Below are 13,751 nucleotides of genomic sequence, written 5' to 3'. Positions count from 1 at the left end.
GAGTTCGTCGTGACGGGTCGTCCAGGGACGACCGTGTGCGACGAACTCGCCCGCTTCTAGAACGGCTGCGACCTACCGGCGGTAGTTGGGGGCCTCGACGACCATCTGCAGGTCGTGCGGGTGGCTCTCCTTCAGGCCAGCCGCGGTGATCCGGACGAACTTGCCCTTGGCCTTGAGCTCGGCCACGGTGCGGCCGCCGACGTAGAACATCGACTGACGCAGACCGCCGCTGAGCTGGTACACGACGTTGTTGAGCGCGCCGCGGTAGGGCACCTGACCCTCGACGCCCTCGGGGATGAGCTTGTCGTCGCTCGGCACGTCCGCCTGGAAGTAGCGGTCCTTCGAATAGGACGTGTTCTTGCCGCGGGTCTGCATCGCACCCAGCGAGCCCATGCCGCGGTAGTTCTTGAACTGCTTGCCGCCCACGAAGACCAGGTCGCCCGGGCTCTCGTCGCAGCCGGCGAGCAACGAGCCCAGCATGACCGTGTCGGCGCCGGCCACGAGGGCCTTGGCGATGTCGCCCGAGTACTGCAGCCCACCGTCGGCGATGACCGGGACGCCGGCCTCGCGTGCGGCGAGGGAGGCCTCGTAGACGGCCGTGACCTGCGGCACGCCCACGCCCGCGACGACGCGGGTGGTGCAGATGGAACCCGGCCCCACGCCGACCTTGATGGCGTCGGCACCGGCCTCGATCAGGGCCTGGGCACCGCTGCGCGTGGCGACGTTACCACCGATCACGTCGATGTGCGCGAAGCTCGGGTCGGCCTTGATGCGACGGATCATGTCGAGCTCGCCCGAGCTCTCGCCGTTGGCCGTGTCGACCACGAGGACGTCGACCCCCGCGTCACGCAGGGCGCCGGCGCGCTCCCACGCGTCGCCGAAGAAGCCGATCGCGGCGCCGACCCGCAGGCGACCCTCGTCGTCCTTCGTGGCGTCGGGGTACTTCTCGCTCTTGTCGAAGTCCTTGACGGTGATGAGGCCGCGCAGGTGCCCGGCCTCGTCGACCAGGGGCAGCTTCTCGATCTTGTGCTGCGCGAAGATGGCGATCGCCGAGTCGGGGTCGACACCCTCGGGCGCGGTGATCAGCGGGGCCGTGGTCATGACGTCGCGGACGAGCGTCGTCGACATCTCGAACGGCGACACGAAGCGCATGTCGCGGTTGGTGATGATGCCGACCAGCGTGCCGTCGCCCTCGACGACCGGCAGGCCCGAGACGCGGAACTGCCCGCAGAGCGCGTCGACCTCGGCCACCGTGGCGTCGGGCGTCGTCGTGACGGGGTTGGTGATCATGCCCGACTCGCTGCGCTTGACCTTGTCGACGTGCGCGGCCTGGTCGGCGATCGAGAGGTTGCGGTGGATGATGCCGATGCCACCCTGGCGCGCCATGGCGATGGCCATGCGCGACTCGGTCACGGTGTCCATCGCGGCCGAGAGCAGCGGCACCGCGACCCGGATGCGCTTGGTGAGCTGCGACGAGGTGTCGGTCTCGCTCGGGATGACGTCGGTGCGGCCCGGAAGCAGCATGACGTCGTCGTAGGTGAGTCCGATGAATCCGAACGGGTCCGGCTGGTCCATGAGTCCCCTTCGAAGGAGCGAGATGAGGGTGGGTGGGTTGGCACCGGTTCGCCGTCGAGCCCGGTAGTCGATATTAACCCAGCCCGCGCCTCCTGCATTCCTGTCGGGAGCGTCCCTCGCGGACGACGAGGAGGCGCGTGGCGGCCCCCCGAGGACGCAACGGAACGGCACCGTTACCGATCCGACACACGGAAGATTCGTGATTCTCGCTCGACATGGGGGATTCTGTACCGACTCCACTCCGTCTCGCACCTGAAACATGCTCGACACACAGCGGAGTTACTGTCAGCGACGACGACGCCCCGGGAGCAGAACGAGACCGCCCGAATCTCGACGGGGCGCTTCCCACCAGGAGGTTTTGTGAGACTCTCGACGACCATCGCGTCGCGGCCACGGCTGCGGCAGTCCCTGATCGTGACGGCCTCCGCCGTACTGCTCGGACTCCTGGCGACCTTCATGGGGGCGTTCGCCCCGACGGCCGCCCACGCCGCGGCCGCCGCCTGCACCACCGACGCGACGACCGGCTGCATCCAGGGCACGATCAACGACAGCGAGCGGGAGCCCGCCTCGGGCGTCGACGTGATCGCGACGAACGCGACCGGCGACGAGCAGACCGCGACCACCGACGACACCGGTCGATGGAGCATCGCGGTGACCGAGGCCGGCAGCTACACCGTCACGGTCGACCAGGACACCCTGCCCGACGGTCAGTTCCTGGTGAACGCCGACAACGCCGAGCGCACCGTGACCGTGAACCTCGGGGCCACGGCGAGCGCCCTGTTCGCCCTCACCGCCGAGGAAGGCGCCACGAGCGGCGCCGCGACCGCGTCGAGCTTCAACTGGGACCGCTTCGCGCAGCAGTTCGCCTCGGGCATCCGGCTCGGCCTGCTGCTCGCCCTCGCGGCCATCGGCCTGTCGCTGATCTACGGCACGACGGGCCTCAGCAGCTTCTCGCACGGCGAGCAGGTGACCCTCGGCGGCCTGCTGGCCTACTCGTTCACCTCGATCGGGATGCCGCTGATCCTGGCCGCGGTGCTCAGCACGGTGATCTGTGCGGCGACGGGCTACCTGCAGGACCTCGCGATCTGGAAACCCCTGCGGAAGCGCCGGCTCAGCCTCACGCAGCTGATGATCGTGACCATCGGCCTCTCGATCGCCCTGCAGTACGCCTTCCAGTACTTCTACGGCGCCGGCACCGTGCGCATCGACCGCGACAACCCGACCACCGTCGAGTTCCTCGGCGTGACCCTGACCGTCCAGTCGTACGTCGCGATGGCGATCTCGGTGGTCGTGCTGGTCGGGACGGGACTGTTCCTGCTGAAGACCCGCACCGGCCGCGCCACCCGCGCCGTGTCGGACAACCCGGCCCTCGCCGCGGCCTCGGGCATCGACGTCGACCGCATCATCCGCCTGGTCTGGACGCTGGCGGCCGGTCTGGCCGGCCTCTCGGGCGTCATGCTCGGCCTCGTGCTCAACGGCGTCAACTGGATGACCGGCCTGCAGATCCTGCTGCTGATCTTCGCCGCCGTCACCCTGGGTGGCCTCGGCACGGCCTTCGGGGCCCTGGTCGGTTCGCTGATCATCGGCATCATCGTCGAGCTGACCAACATCTGGCTGCCCGGCGACTTCAAGTACGCGACGGCGCTGCTGATCCTGATCCTGATCCTCGTGTTCAGACCACAGGGCATCTTCGGGCGAAAAGAACGAGTGGGCTAAGGGGACACGACCATGTACTTCATCGAACTCCTGCGGGCGCTGAGCGCCGAGGCCCTCGCGCCCACGACGGCCGCCTTCGCCATCGCCGCCATCGGCCTGAACATCCACTTCGGCTTCACCGGCCTGATCAACATGGGCCAGGCGGCGTTCCTGCTGCTCGGTGCCTACGGTTTCGCCATCTCGATCAGCAACGGCCTGCCCCTGGGGCTCGCCGTCATCATCGCCCTGCTCTGCTCGTTGGTCTTCGCGCTCATCCTCGGCGTGCCGACGCTGAAACTGAGGGGTGACTACCTGGCCATCGTCACCATCTGTTCGGCGGAGATCATCCGGTACGTGGGACGGTCGAGCATCCTGACGACCACGACGGGTGGCTCGAACGGCATCCCCGGGGCTTCGTACCGCGAGGCCTTCACCGCCCTGTCGCCCCTGCCCGACGGACAGACGACGATCCTGTGGTTCACCTACGAGAACAACGGCGTCAACGGCTGGTGGATCCGCATCGCCGGCTGGAGCATCGTCGCCCTGCTCAGCCTGCTGGTCTTCCTGCTCAGCCGCAGCCCGTGGGGCCGCGTGCTCAAGGGCATCCGCGAGGACGAGGACGCCGTGCGGAGCCTCGGCAAGAACGTCTACTCGTACAAGATGCAGGCCCTCGTGCTCGGCGCGCTGATGGGGTCGCTCGCCGGCATCATCTACGTCCTGCCGAGCTCGGTGCAGCCGGACAGCATGGGACGGTCGATGACCTTCTTCATCTGGACGGCCCTGCTGCTCGGTGGTGCGGCCACCGTGTTCGGCCCGGTGCTCGGAGCGATCCTGTTCTTCGTCACCCGCCTCCTGGTGCGGACCCTCGCCGGCGACTTCATCCCGTCGAACATCATGAACGGCCAGCAGGCCGAGCAGTTCTCGTACATCCTCGTCGGCATCGCCCTGATGCTGCTGATCATCTTCAGGCCACAGGGCATCCTCGGAAAGAAGAAGGAGTTGGCGTTCAGTGTCTGACACCTCGAGCACCACCAACGGACCGGCCCCGAGCGGCAGCACGCTGCCCCGCCGCGAGGGCTACGACTACGACCGCAGCGTTCTGCGCTCGAAGCTCACCACGGTCGAGCGGACCCCGGGGTCGGCCAAGCCCGACCCGATCCTCACGGTCGACAACGTCGTCCGACGCTTCGGCGGCATGACCGCCGTCGACGTCGGCCACGTCGAGGTGCAGCGCGGTGCCATCACGGCACTGATCGGCCCCAACGGCGCCGGCAAGACGACCTTCTTCAACCTGCTGACCGGCTTCGACAAGGCCTCGTCCGCCCCCACGGCGTTCAAGCGCGGCGGTCCGGGCGTCGCGAAGTGGGTGTTCGAGGGCAAGGCCATGGGCAACGTGGGCGCCGCCAAGGTCGCCCGATCGGGCATGGTGCGGACGTTCCAGCTGACCAAGGCGCTCTCGCGGCTCACGGTCATGCAGAACATGCTGCTCGGTGCGAAGGACCAGCCCGGCGAGAACTTCTTCGTCGCGATCGTCGCGCCGCTCTGGCGCAAGCGAGAGCGCGAGATCGAGGCCAAGGCCGAGGACCTCCTCGCCCGGTTCAAGCTGCTCGAGAAGAAGGACGACTTCGCCGGCAGCCTCTCGGGCGGCCAGCGCAAGCTGCTCGAGATGGCCCGTGCCCTCATGAGCGACCCGGCCATGATCATGCTCGACGAGCCGATGGCCGGCGTGAACCCGGCGCTGACGCAGTCGCTCCTGGGGCACATCCAGAGCCTGCGCGACGACGGCACCACGGTCCTCTTCGTCGAGCACGACATGCACATGGTCCGCCACATCTCGGACTGGGTGATCGTCATGGCCGAGGGGCGCATCGTCGCCGAGGGCCCGGCCGACACGGTCATGGACGACCAGGCCGTCATCGACGCCTACCTGGGCGCGCACCACGACACCGACCTGGGCGACGACTCGCTGCTCGACGACGCCACGCTCGAACAGCTCGAAGAAGAGGTGGCGCGCGAGGACGCGGCCCGCGCGGCCGAGGCGACCAGCGCCTCCTCGTCCACCGGCGGCGTCGCGGGACGCGACCTGCCCGGACACCCCGACCCCTCGACCCCGCAGGCCACGAACGCGGCCGACGACCAGCTGTCCGACGGACGGCAGAGCGGAGACAAGCGATGAGCACGGCACAGGACGGCGCGGGCGCCACCACCGCCCCCAAGCACCCGGGCACCGAGAAGTTCGCGGGCGTCGAACCGGTCATGAACGCGACCGACCTCGTCGCCGGCTACCTGCCGGGCGTGAACATCCTCAACGGGTGCGACCTCGTCTGCTACCCCGGCGAGCTGATCGGCATCATCGGCCCGAACGGCGCGGGCAAGTCGACGCTGCTCAAGGCGCTCTTCGGCCAGGTCAAGATCCACTCGGGATCGGTCACCCTCGGCGGCACCGACATCACGAACCTCAAGGCCAACAAGCTGGTCGAGGCGGGCGTCGGCTTCGTGCCGCAGACCAACAACGTGTTCCCCTCGCTCACCATCGAGGAGAACCTGCAGATGGGCATGTTCCTGCGGCCCAAGAAGTTCGCCGAGCGCCTTGAGGTCATCTACGACCTCTTCCCGGTGCTCGCCGACCGTCGCGGCCAGCGCGCCGGATCGCTCTCGGGCGGAGAGCGCCAGTCGGTCGCCATGGCCCGTGCCCTGATGATGGACCCGAAGGTGCTGCTGCTCGACGAGCCGTCCGCCGGCCTGTCGCCCGTGCGCCAGGACGAGACGTTCATCCGCACCCGCCGCATCAACAAGGCCGGCGTCTCGGTGATCATGGTCGAGCAGAACGCCCGCCGCTGCCTGCAGATCTGCGACCGCGGCTACGTCCTCGACCAGGGGCGCAACGCCTACTCGGGCACCGGTCGCGAGCTGGCGGACGACCCCAAGGTCATCGAGCTCTACCTCGGCACCCTGGCGAAGGACGTCGACGCGTCCTGACGCCCCCGGTGGCACCCTGAGGCCCCGATCACGCCCTGGCGTGGTCGGGGCCTCGTGCGTGCGTCCGGGGGCCTCGGGGCTGGGCGCCAGGGCTGGGCGCCGGGGCTGCGCGCCGCGCGTCGTGCCGCGCACCCGGTCTCGACGCGGTGCGGTGCACGAGACGCGGTGCGGAGGGGAGCGCGGGCCCACGGCCGGCGGGCCCGGGACGAGGAGGCGCGGTGCCCGAGGACGCGGACGTCGCGACCTTCCTGCGGTGCGGCTCCGCGCCTCGTCGGCACGCCGAAGGGCCCGGCACGATGACTCGTGCCGGGCCCCGGGTGGTGCGAGGTGCCGTTATTCGACCTTGCCCTCGATGCCGGTCTGGTAGACGGGCTTGTTGTCGGCGTCGAACGTGTAGACGCCGATCGAGGCGGACGACGGGTCGTTGTTGTCGTTGAACGATCCGATGCCCGAGGGGCCGGTGTAGTGGATGTCGTCACCGGCGTCGAGCGCGGTCTTGCAGTCCGCGTACGTGGTGCACTCGGTGCCGCCGTTCGCCCCGGAGACCGCGGCCATGTTGGCCTGGATCGTCCCGGCGTCGGTGCCGCCACCCGCCTGCGCCGCGAGGGCGGTCAGGATGACGGCGTCGTACGACTCGGCCGCGTACGAGAAGTCGGCCAGTTCGCCGCCCTCGCTCGCCTGGTATCCGGCCACGAGCTTCGACTTGAAGTCGGCACTGGCGTCGGCACCGGGGATCGTGCCCTTGGCCCCCTCGAGGGTGCCGGGCTCGAAGTCGGCGCTGTAGTCGGCCGTGTTGCCGTCGGACATGTAGACCTTGCTCATGTCCCAGCCCTGGCTCTTCAGCTCGGGGACGATCGACTTGGTCTCGTCGAAGGCGAGGATGACGATCGCGTCGGGCTCGGCGGCGATGGCCGCGGACACCTCGGACGAGAACGTGGTCTGACCGGGGGGGAACTCCTCGCCCTTGCCGGTGCCGCCGTAGACGACGGTGCCGCCCGAGCTCTCGATCGACTTCTGCGTCGAGTCGCGGAGACCCGTGCCGTAGGTGTCGTTGAAGACGAGGAACGCGACGTTGGCGTTGCCGTCGGCCGTGATCTGCTGGCCGAGCGCCGAACCCTGCACCGAGTCCGGCGGAGCGGTCCGGTAGTAGTACGACGAGTAGCCGCTGAGCGAGCTCGCCGTGTTGGCCGGCGAGATCTCGATGATGCAGTTGCTGGTGAGCTGGTCGACCACGTTGAGCGTGACGCTCGACGATTCGGCACCGAGCACGACGGGCACCTTCGCGTCGATCAGTTCCGTCGCGGCGTTGCTCGACACGGTCATGTCGTTGCTGTCGCCCGAGTCGGTGCTGGTCGAGATCTCGGCGGGCTGGTCGAGCACGCCGCCGGCGGCGTTGATGTCGCTGATGGCCAGGTTCGCCCCCGCGATGGCGGGCGGGCCGAGGTAGGCCAGGGTTCCGGTCAGCGGCAGCATCGTGCCGATCGCGAAGGGATCGGTGCTGGGCGTCCCGACCTCGCACTTGGCGGCGGGATCGGCCTTGGCCGACGACGACGACGAGGCGTCGTCAGAGGGAGATGCCGTCGAACAGGCAGCGAGCAGCACGGAGGCTGCGCCGGCGAGAGCCAGTGCTCGGAGGGCGGTGCTGGATCGGATCATCCGTGGAACCCTTTCGTGGACAGCGGCAGTGCAGCCCGACCGGTGGCGGTCGAACCTGCCGCGATTGGTCCGAAACTAGGGGTCGAATGTTTCTGGCGTGTGTTCTCGACGTCAAAGTGACGTTTCGTTAGCCATTCGTGACTTTGCGAGGGATGGTCGTTTCTAGGCGGTCGGTGCCACCGCGAGCGGTCGACGTGACCGCCGCCCCGCGCGCACCATGTCGACGGTGAGCACGATCGAGGCGACCCAGACGATCGCGAAGCCGACCCATCGCGCCGCCGACATGTGCTCGCCGAGCACGACGACGCCCACGACGAACTGCAGCACGGGGGCGACGTACTGCGTCAGCCCCACGGTCGTCAGGGGAAGCCGACGCGTCGCCGAGGCGAAGAGCAGCAGCGGCACGGCCGTGATGACACCCGTGCCGATCGTCGCGAGGGTGTGCCCGACGCTCACGGTGCCGAGCACGACGCCGCCCCCGAGGCCCGTCACGTGCAGCACGATCAGGGTGACGGCCGCGAAGGGGGCGATCCAGAGCGTCTCGAGCGTGAGCCCGCCGACCGCGTCGACCCGCCCACCGACCTGCTTCTTCACCAGGCCGTAGAGCCCGAACGAGAACGCGAGGACGAGCGAGATGAACGGGGGCCTGCCCGCCCCGATCGCGATCACGAGGACGGCGACGGCGCTCAGCCCGACGGCCACCCACTGGGTCGTGCGCAGACGTTCACGCAGCACCACCACGCCGAGCAGGACCGTCACGATCGGGTTGATGAAGTACCCCAGGGCCGCCTCGACCACGTGCCCGCTGAGCGTCGCCGAGATGAAGACCGTCCAGTTGACGACGATGAACGCCCCCGCCAACCCCATGGTGCCCACCACGCGGGGCTGCCGCAGCAGGGCCAGGAACGATCGCAGCGCCCCCGTCACGACGAGCAGCACCGCGCAGAAGACGAGCGAGAACAGCACCCGCCACGCGACGATCTCGAACGGGCCGGCCGGGGCCAACAACAGGAAGTACACCGGCAGTACGCCCCAGAGCCCGTAGGCGCCCAGGGCGTAGGCCAGGCCCGCCCCGCCGGCCCCGGCGACGCCGAGCCCCGAGGTCGGGGCGGAGGGGGACGAGGAGGCGCGGGTCGAGGTCACCAGGCGACTCTAGGTGGCTGCGCCCGCCGCCGGAACGGCCACTCCTGCCACCGTGGATCGATCGACGGACGATCACGCCTGGGGACGAACGGTCACCGGTGGTCGCGCCGCGGACACGACGAAGGCCCCTGCCGGAGCAGGGGCCTTCGGGACGGCGACCGGGGTCGCGGAGCACGGCCGGAGCCGTGCCGAGGTGCTAGCGGACGATGACCGCCAGGACGTCGCGAGCCGAGAGCACGAGCAGGTCTTCTCCGCCGTACTTCACCTCGGTTCCGCCGTACTTGCTGTAGATGACCTTGTCGCCGGTGGCGACGTCGAGCGGCACGCGGTTGCCGTTGTCGTCGATGCGGCCCGGGCCGACCGCCACCACTTCACCCTCTTGGGGCTTCTCTTTGGCGGTGTCGGGGATCACGAGACCCGAAGCAGTGGTCTGCTCGGCTTCGACCTGACGAATGACGATGCGATCTTCGAGCGGCTTGATGCTGACCGACACGGGTGACCTCTTCTTTCTCGGTGCTACGAAAACATGGGGGCTGGCACTTGCCGGGGGCGAGTGCCAGAACAACTGTAGGACGAGACTGGCACTCGGTCAATCCGAGTGCCAACGCGTCGGCCCGCGTGCGTCACACTGGACGACATGGATTCCTCCGAGCTGCTCGAAGTCCTCTCGCCCGAGGGGCTGCGGCTGCTCGACTCGCTGCCGACGGGCGGCGCCTCCGGCGACGACGTCGTCGGCACGGTGGCCGCGTTGCGCAAGCAGGGCCACTCCCCCGCCCTCGTGTCGGCGGTGCTCACGCAGGCCCGGCTCCGTGGCCGGGCCGCAGCCAAGTTCGGCGAGTTCGCGAGCCGCATGCTGTTCACCGAGGCGGGCCTCGAACAGGCCACGCGCCTCCCGGTCGCCGCGCGCCACGCCGGACGCTACGCCGCGGCGGGCGTCGGCAGCGTGGCCGACCTCGGCTGCGGCATCGGTGGCGACGCCCTGGCGTTCGCCGCGCTCGACCTCGACGTGCTCGCCGTCGACCGCGACGAGGTCACCGCGGCCGTCGCGTCGTACAACCTCGCGCCCTGGTCGTCGTCACGCGTCGAGCAGGGCGACGCCGAGACGACCGACCTCGGGGGCGTCGAGGGCGTCTTCCTCGACCCGGCACGACGGACGTCCGGCCACAGCGCCACGAAGCGCCTCGCCGATCCGGCCGACTGGTCCCCCGGCCTCGACGTCGCCTTCGGCTTCGCCGACCGCCTGCCCACCGGCGTCAAGCTCGGCCCCGGGGTCGACCGCGAGCTGCTGCCGACCGACGCCGAGTGCCAGTGGATCTCGGTCGACCGCGACGTGGTCGAGGTGGGCGTGTGGTTCGGTCCGCTCGCGCGGCCGGGGGTGGGCCGATCGGCTCTGGTGATCAGCGCCTCCGGGGCGTCCGAGCTGACGGCTGCCGCCGACTCCGACGACGTGGACCCGGGCGACCTCGGCGAGTACCTCTACGAGCCCGACGGCGCCGTCATCCGGGCGCGCCTGATCGGCGACCTGGCCCGGTCGATCGACGCCCGCATGATCAGTCGCGACATCGCCTGGCTGACGACGGAGGCGCGGGTCGACACCCCCTTCGCGCAGGGTTTCCGCGTGCTCGAGACCTTCCCGCTCGACGAGCGGACGCTCAAACGCGAGCTGAGGGCCCGGGGCATCGGGCGCCTCGAGATCAAGAAGCGCGGGGTCGACGTCGATCCGGCGACGTTCCGCAAGCGACTCTCGTTGCAGGGCACCGGGACGGCGACCCTCGTGCTGACCCGCGTCGCGGGGCGGCACACGGCCCTGCTCTGCGAGCGCCTGGCCTGACGCCCCGCCCCGTCCGACGAAGGGGCAGAAGACGTCGTTCGCCGGATCGGGAACGACGTCTTCTGCCCGCTCGGGGCCCGGTCCGGTCCGGCCGCGGTCAGTACCCGCCGTAGTAGTCGGAACTCGACGAGAACCCGGCGATGAAGAGGCCGAAGGCCACCCAGCCGATCACGATGAGGACGACGCCGGCGTAGCCGACGATCAGCCCGGTGAGCCAGAACCCGCGGGCGGGGCGCTCACGCGACATGCCCAGGTGGCCGAGCACGATGCCCGCGATGGACGCCACGATCGAGAGTCCGAAGGTGAAGGGTGCGAGCACGACGCCGGCGATGGAGCCGATCATCGAGAGCAGGCTGAGCAGGCGAGGGGGCTGAGCGGCACCCGCCGAGGCGTAGGGCGGGTAGGGCGAGCCGTAGGGCTGCTGGCCGAACTGCGCACCGGGCTGACCCTGCTGGCCGTAGGACTGCTGGCCGTAGGACTGCTGACCGTACGGAGCGCCGGACTGACCGTACTGCGCACCGGGCTGACCCTGTTGGCCGTAGGACTGCTGACCGTACGGCGCACCGGGCTGACCGGAGGGCTGCGGGCCCTGGGGCTGCTGACCGTAGCCCTGCGGCTGACCGTAGCCCGACGGCTGACCCTGCGGCTGACCGTAGCTCGACGGCTGACCCTGCGGCTGGCCGTAGCCCGGTCGTTGACCCTGGGGCTGCTGGCCGTACCCCGTCTGCTGGCCGTAGCCCTGCTGCCCGTACCCTGCCGGCGGCTGCGCACCCGGCTGGCCGTAGGGGGGCCGGGGCGGCTGGGGCGCACCCGGCGGGACCTGCCCCGGGCGGGACTGCGGAGCCGGAGTCCCCTGGGGCGCACCGTACGGCGCCGAACCCGTCGGGGGCACCCCGGCGTACGGCGACGAGGCGGGCGGCTGCGACGTGGCCCCCGGGAAGGCGGTCGGCGGCAGCGGCGGCGAGGCGGTGGCCGCGCCGCCACCCTCGGTCGGGCGCGTGGGGGGCGCGGTGGGTGCCGCGGGCGGCGTCGGAGCCGAGGGCGCGGTCGGCGCCGAGGACGGCGTCTCGGGAGTGGTGTCGTCGGTGGCCATCAGCTGCCTTTCGCGAGCGGTGCGTCGGTCGTGCCGCCGGAGCGGCCGGTCACGCCTGTGACGGTCGCGTCCCGGGACACGAAAGGGCCCGCACCGTCCGGTGCGGACCCCGTCATGCTAGCGAGGGTCGTGATGAGCGGCCCCTGGGAGGCGATGCCCGACGACGCGAGGACGACCTACGAGTTGTAGCTGCCGTCGTAGAGGTCGGGGTTGCTGGCGATGGCACCGAACAGGACCACGAGCAGGATGATGCCGATGATGGTCAGGGCGACGACGACGTAGCCGAGGATGAGACCCGTCAGGGCCATGCCGCGGCCCTCTTCGCCCCGCTTCTTGATCTGGCTCAACGCCATGTGGCCGGTGACGATGGCACCGAGCGCCGTGATCGAGGTCACGAAGCCGGCGATGCCCAGGATCATCGAGACGAGGGCGAGGGTGTTGCGCTGACCGGGGCGGGCGCCGTTCTGCCCCTGGTAGGCCGGCTGACCGCCGGAGGGCTGCCCCGGGTAGGCCGGCTGCTGGCCCTGGTACGGGTTCTGCGACGAGGGCTGGGCGTGGGGTGAGGGGTTCTGGTCGGTCATCGGGGACGTCCTTCTGCTGAGGGTCGGCCGGTGACGGCCGCGGTCGGTCGAGCGCCCATGCTATCGGCGACCGATGGCCTCCGACCGGGGCGGGTCGCCCGGGCCCCGCCTCGGGGTTCAGACCGCCTGGACCGTCGTCACCGGCAACGTCGAGTCGGCCCCGAAGTCGAGCGGCGACGGCGCCCGGCCCCGGGACACGAGCTCGGCGCCGAGCGCCGCGATCATGGCACCGTTGTCGGTGCAGAGCGAGAGGGGCGGCACGCGCAGCTCGACCCCGGCCGCGGCGCACCTCTCGGCCGCGAGCTCGCGCACGCGGGCGTTGGCGACGACTCCCCCGCCGAGCAGCAGGCGGGGCACGCCCCGGTCGGCGCAGGCCGCGAGAGCTTTGGTGAGCAGGACGTCGGCGACCGCCTCGCGGAAGCTGGCCGCGACGTCCGCGACCGGCACCGCGCCTCCTTCGCTGCGACGCTGTTCGACCCACCGGGCGACGGCCGTCTTGAGCCCCGAGAACGAGAAGTCGTACCGGTGCTTCGACAGGTCTTTCGGCAGGGTCAGCCCCCGCGGGAAGCGGACGGCCCTCGGGTCGCCGCCCTCGGCGACGCGGTCGATCTGGGGCCCCCCGGGGTAGGGCAGGCCGAGCAGGCGGGCGACCTTGTCGAACGCCTCGCCCGCGGCGTCGTCGATCGTCTCGCCGAGCAGTTCGACGTCGTCGACGAGGTCGCGCACGTGCAGCAACGAGGTGTGGCCCCCCGAGACGAGAAGCGCGATGGTGGGCAGCTCGAGCTCGCTGCCGTCGTCGCGCAGCACGTCGGCTCCGACGTGGCCGACGAGGTGGTTCACGGCGTAGAGGGGCTTGCCCGTCGCCAGGGCGAGGGCCTTGGCCGCACCGACGCCGACCATGAGCGCACCGGCGAGCCCGGGCCCGCTCGTCACGGCGATCGCGTCGAGCTCGGCCGTCGTGACGCCGGCCTCGGCGAGCGCCGCGGCGAGGGCGGGTTCGAGCGCCTCGAGGTGGGCGCGCGCGGCGACCTCGGGCACGACGCCGCCGTAGCGGGCGTGTTCGTCCATCGACGACGAGATGACGTTGGCGAGCAGGGTGCGGCCGCGCACGATGCCGATGCCGGTCTCGTCGCAGCTGGTCTCGATGCCCAGCACGAGCGGCTCGAGGACGGCCGGCTCGGCGGCGGCGGGCTCGGCA

12 protein-coding genes are annotated in these 13,751 nt (G+C 70.5%); 5 read left to right on the top strand and 7 right to left on the bottom strand.

Annotated elements, in window-relative coordinates:
- Window positions 1-72: 72 nt before the first annotated feature.
- Window positions 73-1,575: an IMP dehydrogenase gene (gene guaB, locus ASE87_RS11505; protein ID WP_056228599.1), complete on the bottom strand. Its 1,503-nt coding sequence runs from the start codon at window positions 1,573-1,575 to the stop codon at window positions 73-75.
- 360 nt (window positions 1,576-1,935) lie between these two features.
- Here guaB and ASE87_RS11500 point away from each other — a divergent pair, with 360 nt between their 5' ends.
- The 4 genes from ASE87_RS11500 to ASE87_RS11485 all read left to right on the top strand — a co-directional run bounded on the left by ASE87_RS11500 (window position 1,936) and on the right by ASE87_RS11485 (window position 6,249).
- On the top strand, window positions 1,936-3,291 hold the full coding sequence (locus tag ASE87_RS11500; RefSeq protein WP_056228596.1) for a branched-chain amino acid ABC transporter permease: 1,356 nt from the start codon (window positions 1,936-1,938) through the stop codon (window positions 3,289-3,291).
- A gap of 12 nt (window positions 3,292-3,303) precedes the next feature.
- Entirely contained in the window at window positions 3,304-4,287 is a 984-nt protein-coding gene (locus ASE87_RS11495; protein ID WP_043595990.1) for a branched-chain amino acid ABC transporter permease, read from the top strand.
- 43 nt (window positions 4,288-4,330) lie between these two features.
- Window positions 4,331-5,446, top strand: coding sequence for an ABC transporter ATP-binding protein (locus tag ASE87_RS11490; RefSeq protein ID WP_137847596.1), 1,116 nt, complete (start codon window positions 4,331-4,333; stop codon window positions 5,444-5,446).
- 80 nt (window positions 5,447-5,526) lie between these two features.
- Window positions 5,527-6,249, top strand: a complete 723-nt coding sequence (locus ASE87_RS11485; protein WP_043595993.1) for an ABC transporter ATP-binding protein — start codon at window positions 5,527-5,529, stop codon at window positions 6,247-6,249.
- A 333-nt stretch (window positions 6,250-6,582) separates the two neighbouring features.
- On the opposite strand, the gene ASE87_RS11480 is transcribed toward ASE87_RS11485, so the two are convergent.
- The 3 genes from ASE87_RS11480 to groES all read right to left on the bottom strand — a co-directional run bounded on the left by ASE87_RS11480 (window position 6,583) and on the right by groES (window position 9,541).
- Window positions 6,583-7,905: an ABC transporter substrate-binding protein gene (locus tag ASE87_RS11480; protein ID WP_043595989.1), complete on the bottom strand. Its 1,323-nt coding sequence runs from the start codon at window positions 7,903-7,905 to the stop codon at window positions 6,583-6,585.
- A 162-nt stretch (window positions 7,906-8,067) separates the two neighbouring features.
- Complete coding sequence (gene rarD / locus ASE87_RS11475; RefSeq protein WP_082060075.1) at window positions 8,068-9,048, bottom strand: EamA family transporter RarD; 981 nt, start codon at window positions 9,046-9,048, stop codon at window positions 8,068-8,070.
- A 196-nt stretch (window positions 9,049-9,244) separates the two neighbouring features.
- Window positions 9,245-9,541, bottom strand: coding sequence for a co-chaperone GroES (gene groES, locus ASE87_RS11470; protein ID WP_043595988.1), 297 nt, complete (start codon window positions 9,539-9,541; stop codon window positions 9,245-9,247).
- Between the two features lie 144 nt (window positions 9,542-9,685).
- Here groES and ASE87_RS11465 point away from each other — a divergent pair, with 144 nt between their 5' ends.
- A complete protein-coding gene (locus ASE87_RS11465) occupies window positions 9,686-10,879 on the top strand; it encodes a class I SAM-dependent methyltransferase (protein ID WP_056228593.1) in 1,194 nt (397 codons plus the stop codon).
- Window positions 10,880-10,976: 97 nt separating this feature from the next.
- Here ASE87_RS11465 and ASE87_RS11460 read toward each other — a convergent pair whose 3' ends face one another.
- The 3 genes from ASE87_RS11460 to tsaD all read right to left on the bottom strand — a co-directional run bounded on the left by ASE87_RS11460 (window position 10,977) and on the right by tsaD (window position 13,708).
- Window positions 10,977-11,972, bottom strand: coding sequence for a DUF4190 domain-containing protein (locus ASE87_RS11460; protein WP_056228591.1), 996 nt, complete (start codon window positions 11,970-11,972; stop codon window positions 10,977-10,979).
- A 176-nt stretch (window positions 11,973-12,148) separates the two neighbouring features.
- Window positions 12,149-12,553: a DUF4190 domain-containing protein gene (locus tag ASE87_RS11455; RefSeq protein ID WP_056228587.1), complete on the bottom strand. Its 405-nt coding sequence runs from the start codon at window positions 12,551-12,553 to the stop codon at window positions 12,149-12,151.
- Window positions 12,554-12,670: 117 nt separating this feature from the next.
- Entirely contained in the window at window positions 12,671-13,708 is a 1,038-nt protein-coding gene (gene tsaD / locus ASE87_RS11450; RefSeq protein ID WP_056229556.1) for a tRNA (adenosine(37)-N6)-threonylcarbamoyltransferase complex transferase subunit TsaD, read from the bottom strand.
- Window positions 13,709-13,751 lie beyond the last annotated feature (43 nt).

Origin of the sequence: Frigoribacterium sp. Leaf44, assembly GCF_001421865.1 — a bacterium.
In the GTDB taxonomy this organism is placed as follows: Bacteria; Actinomycetota; Actinomycetes; order Actinomycetales; family Microbacteriaceae; genus Frigoribacterium.
Note: the sequence above shows the minus strand (reverse complement) of the source record. Positions and strands in the feature narration are given on the sequence as shown.

What these genes read in the sequence shown, in the direction of transcription:
- guaB (WP_056228599.1), bottom strand. Translation starts at nt 1,575, where the DNA reads ATGGACCAGCCGGACCCGTTCGGATTCATCGGACTCACCTACGACGAC.
- ASE87_RS11480 (WP_043595989.1), bottom strand. Translation starts at nt 7,905, where the DNA reads ATGATCCGATCCAGCACCGCCCTCCGAGCACTGGCTCTCGCCGGCGCA.
- ASE87_RS11455 (WP_056228587.1), bottom strand. Translation starts at nt 12,553, where the DNA reads ATGACCGACCAGAACCCCTCACCCCACGCCCAGCCCTCGTCGCAGAAC.
- ASE87_RS11465 (WP_056228593.1), top strand. Translation starts at nt 9,686, where the DNA reads ATGGATTCCTCCGAGCTGCTCGAAGTCCTCTCGCCCGAGGGGCTGCGG.
- ASE87_RS11485 (WP_043595993.1), top strand. Translation starts at nt 5,527, where the DNA reads ATGAACGCGACCGACCTCGTCGCCGGCTACCTGCCGGGCGTGAACATC.
- ASE87_RS11460 (WP_056228591.1), bottom strand. Translation starts at nt 11,972, where the DNA reads ATGGCCACCGACGACACCACTCCCGAGACGCCGTCCTCGGCGCCGACC.
- ASE87_RS11495 (WP_043595990.1), top strand. Translation starts at nt 3,304, where the DNA reads ATGTACTTCATCGAACTCCTGCGGGCGCTGAGCGCCGAGGCCCTCGCG.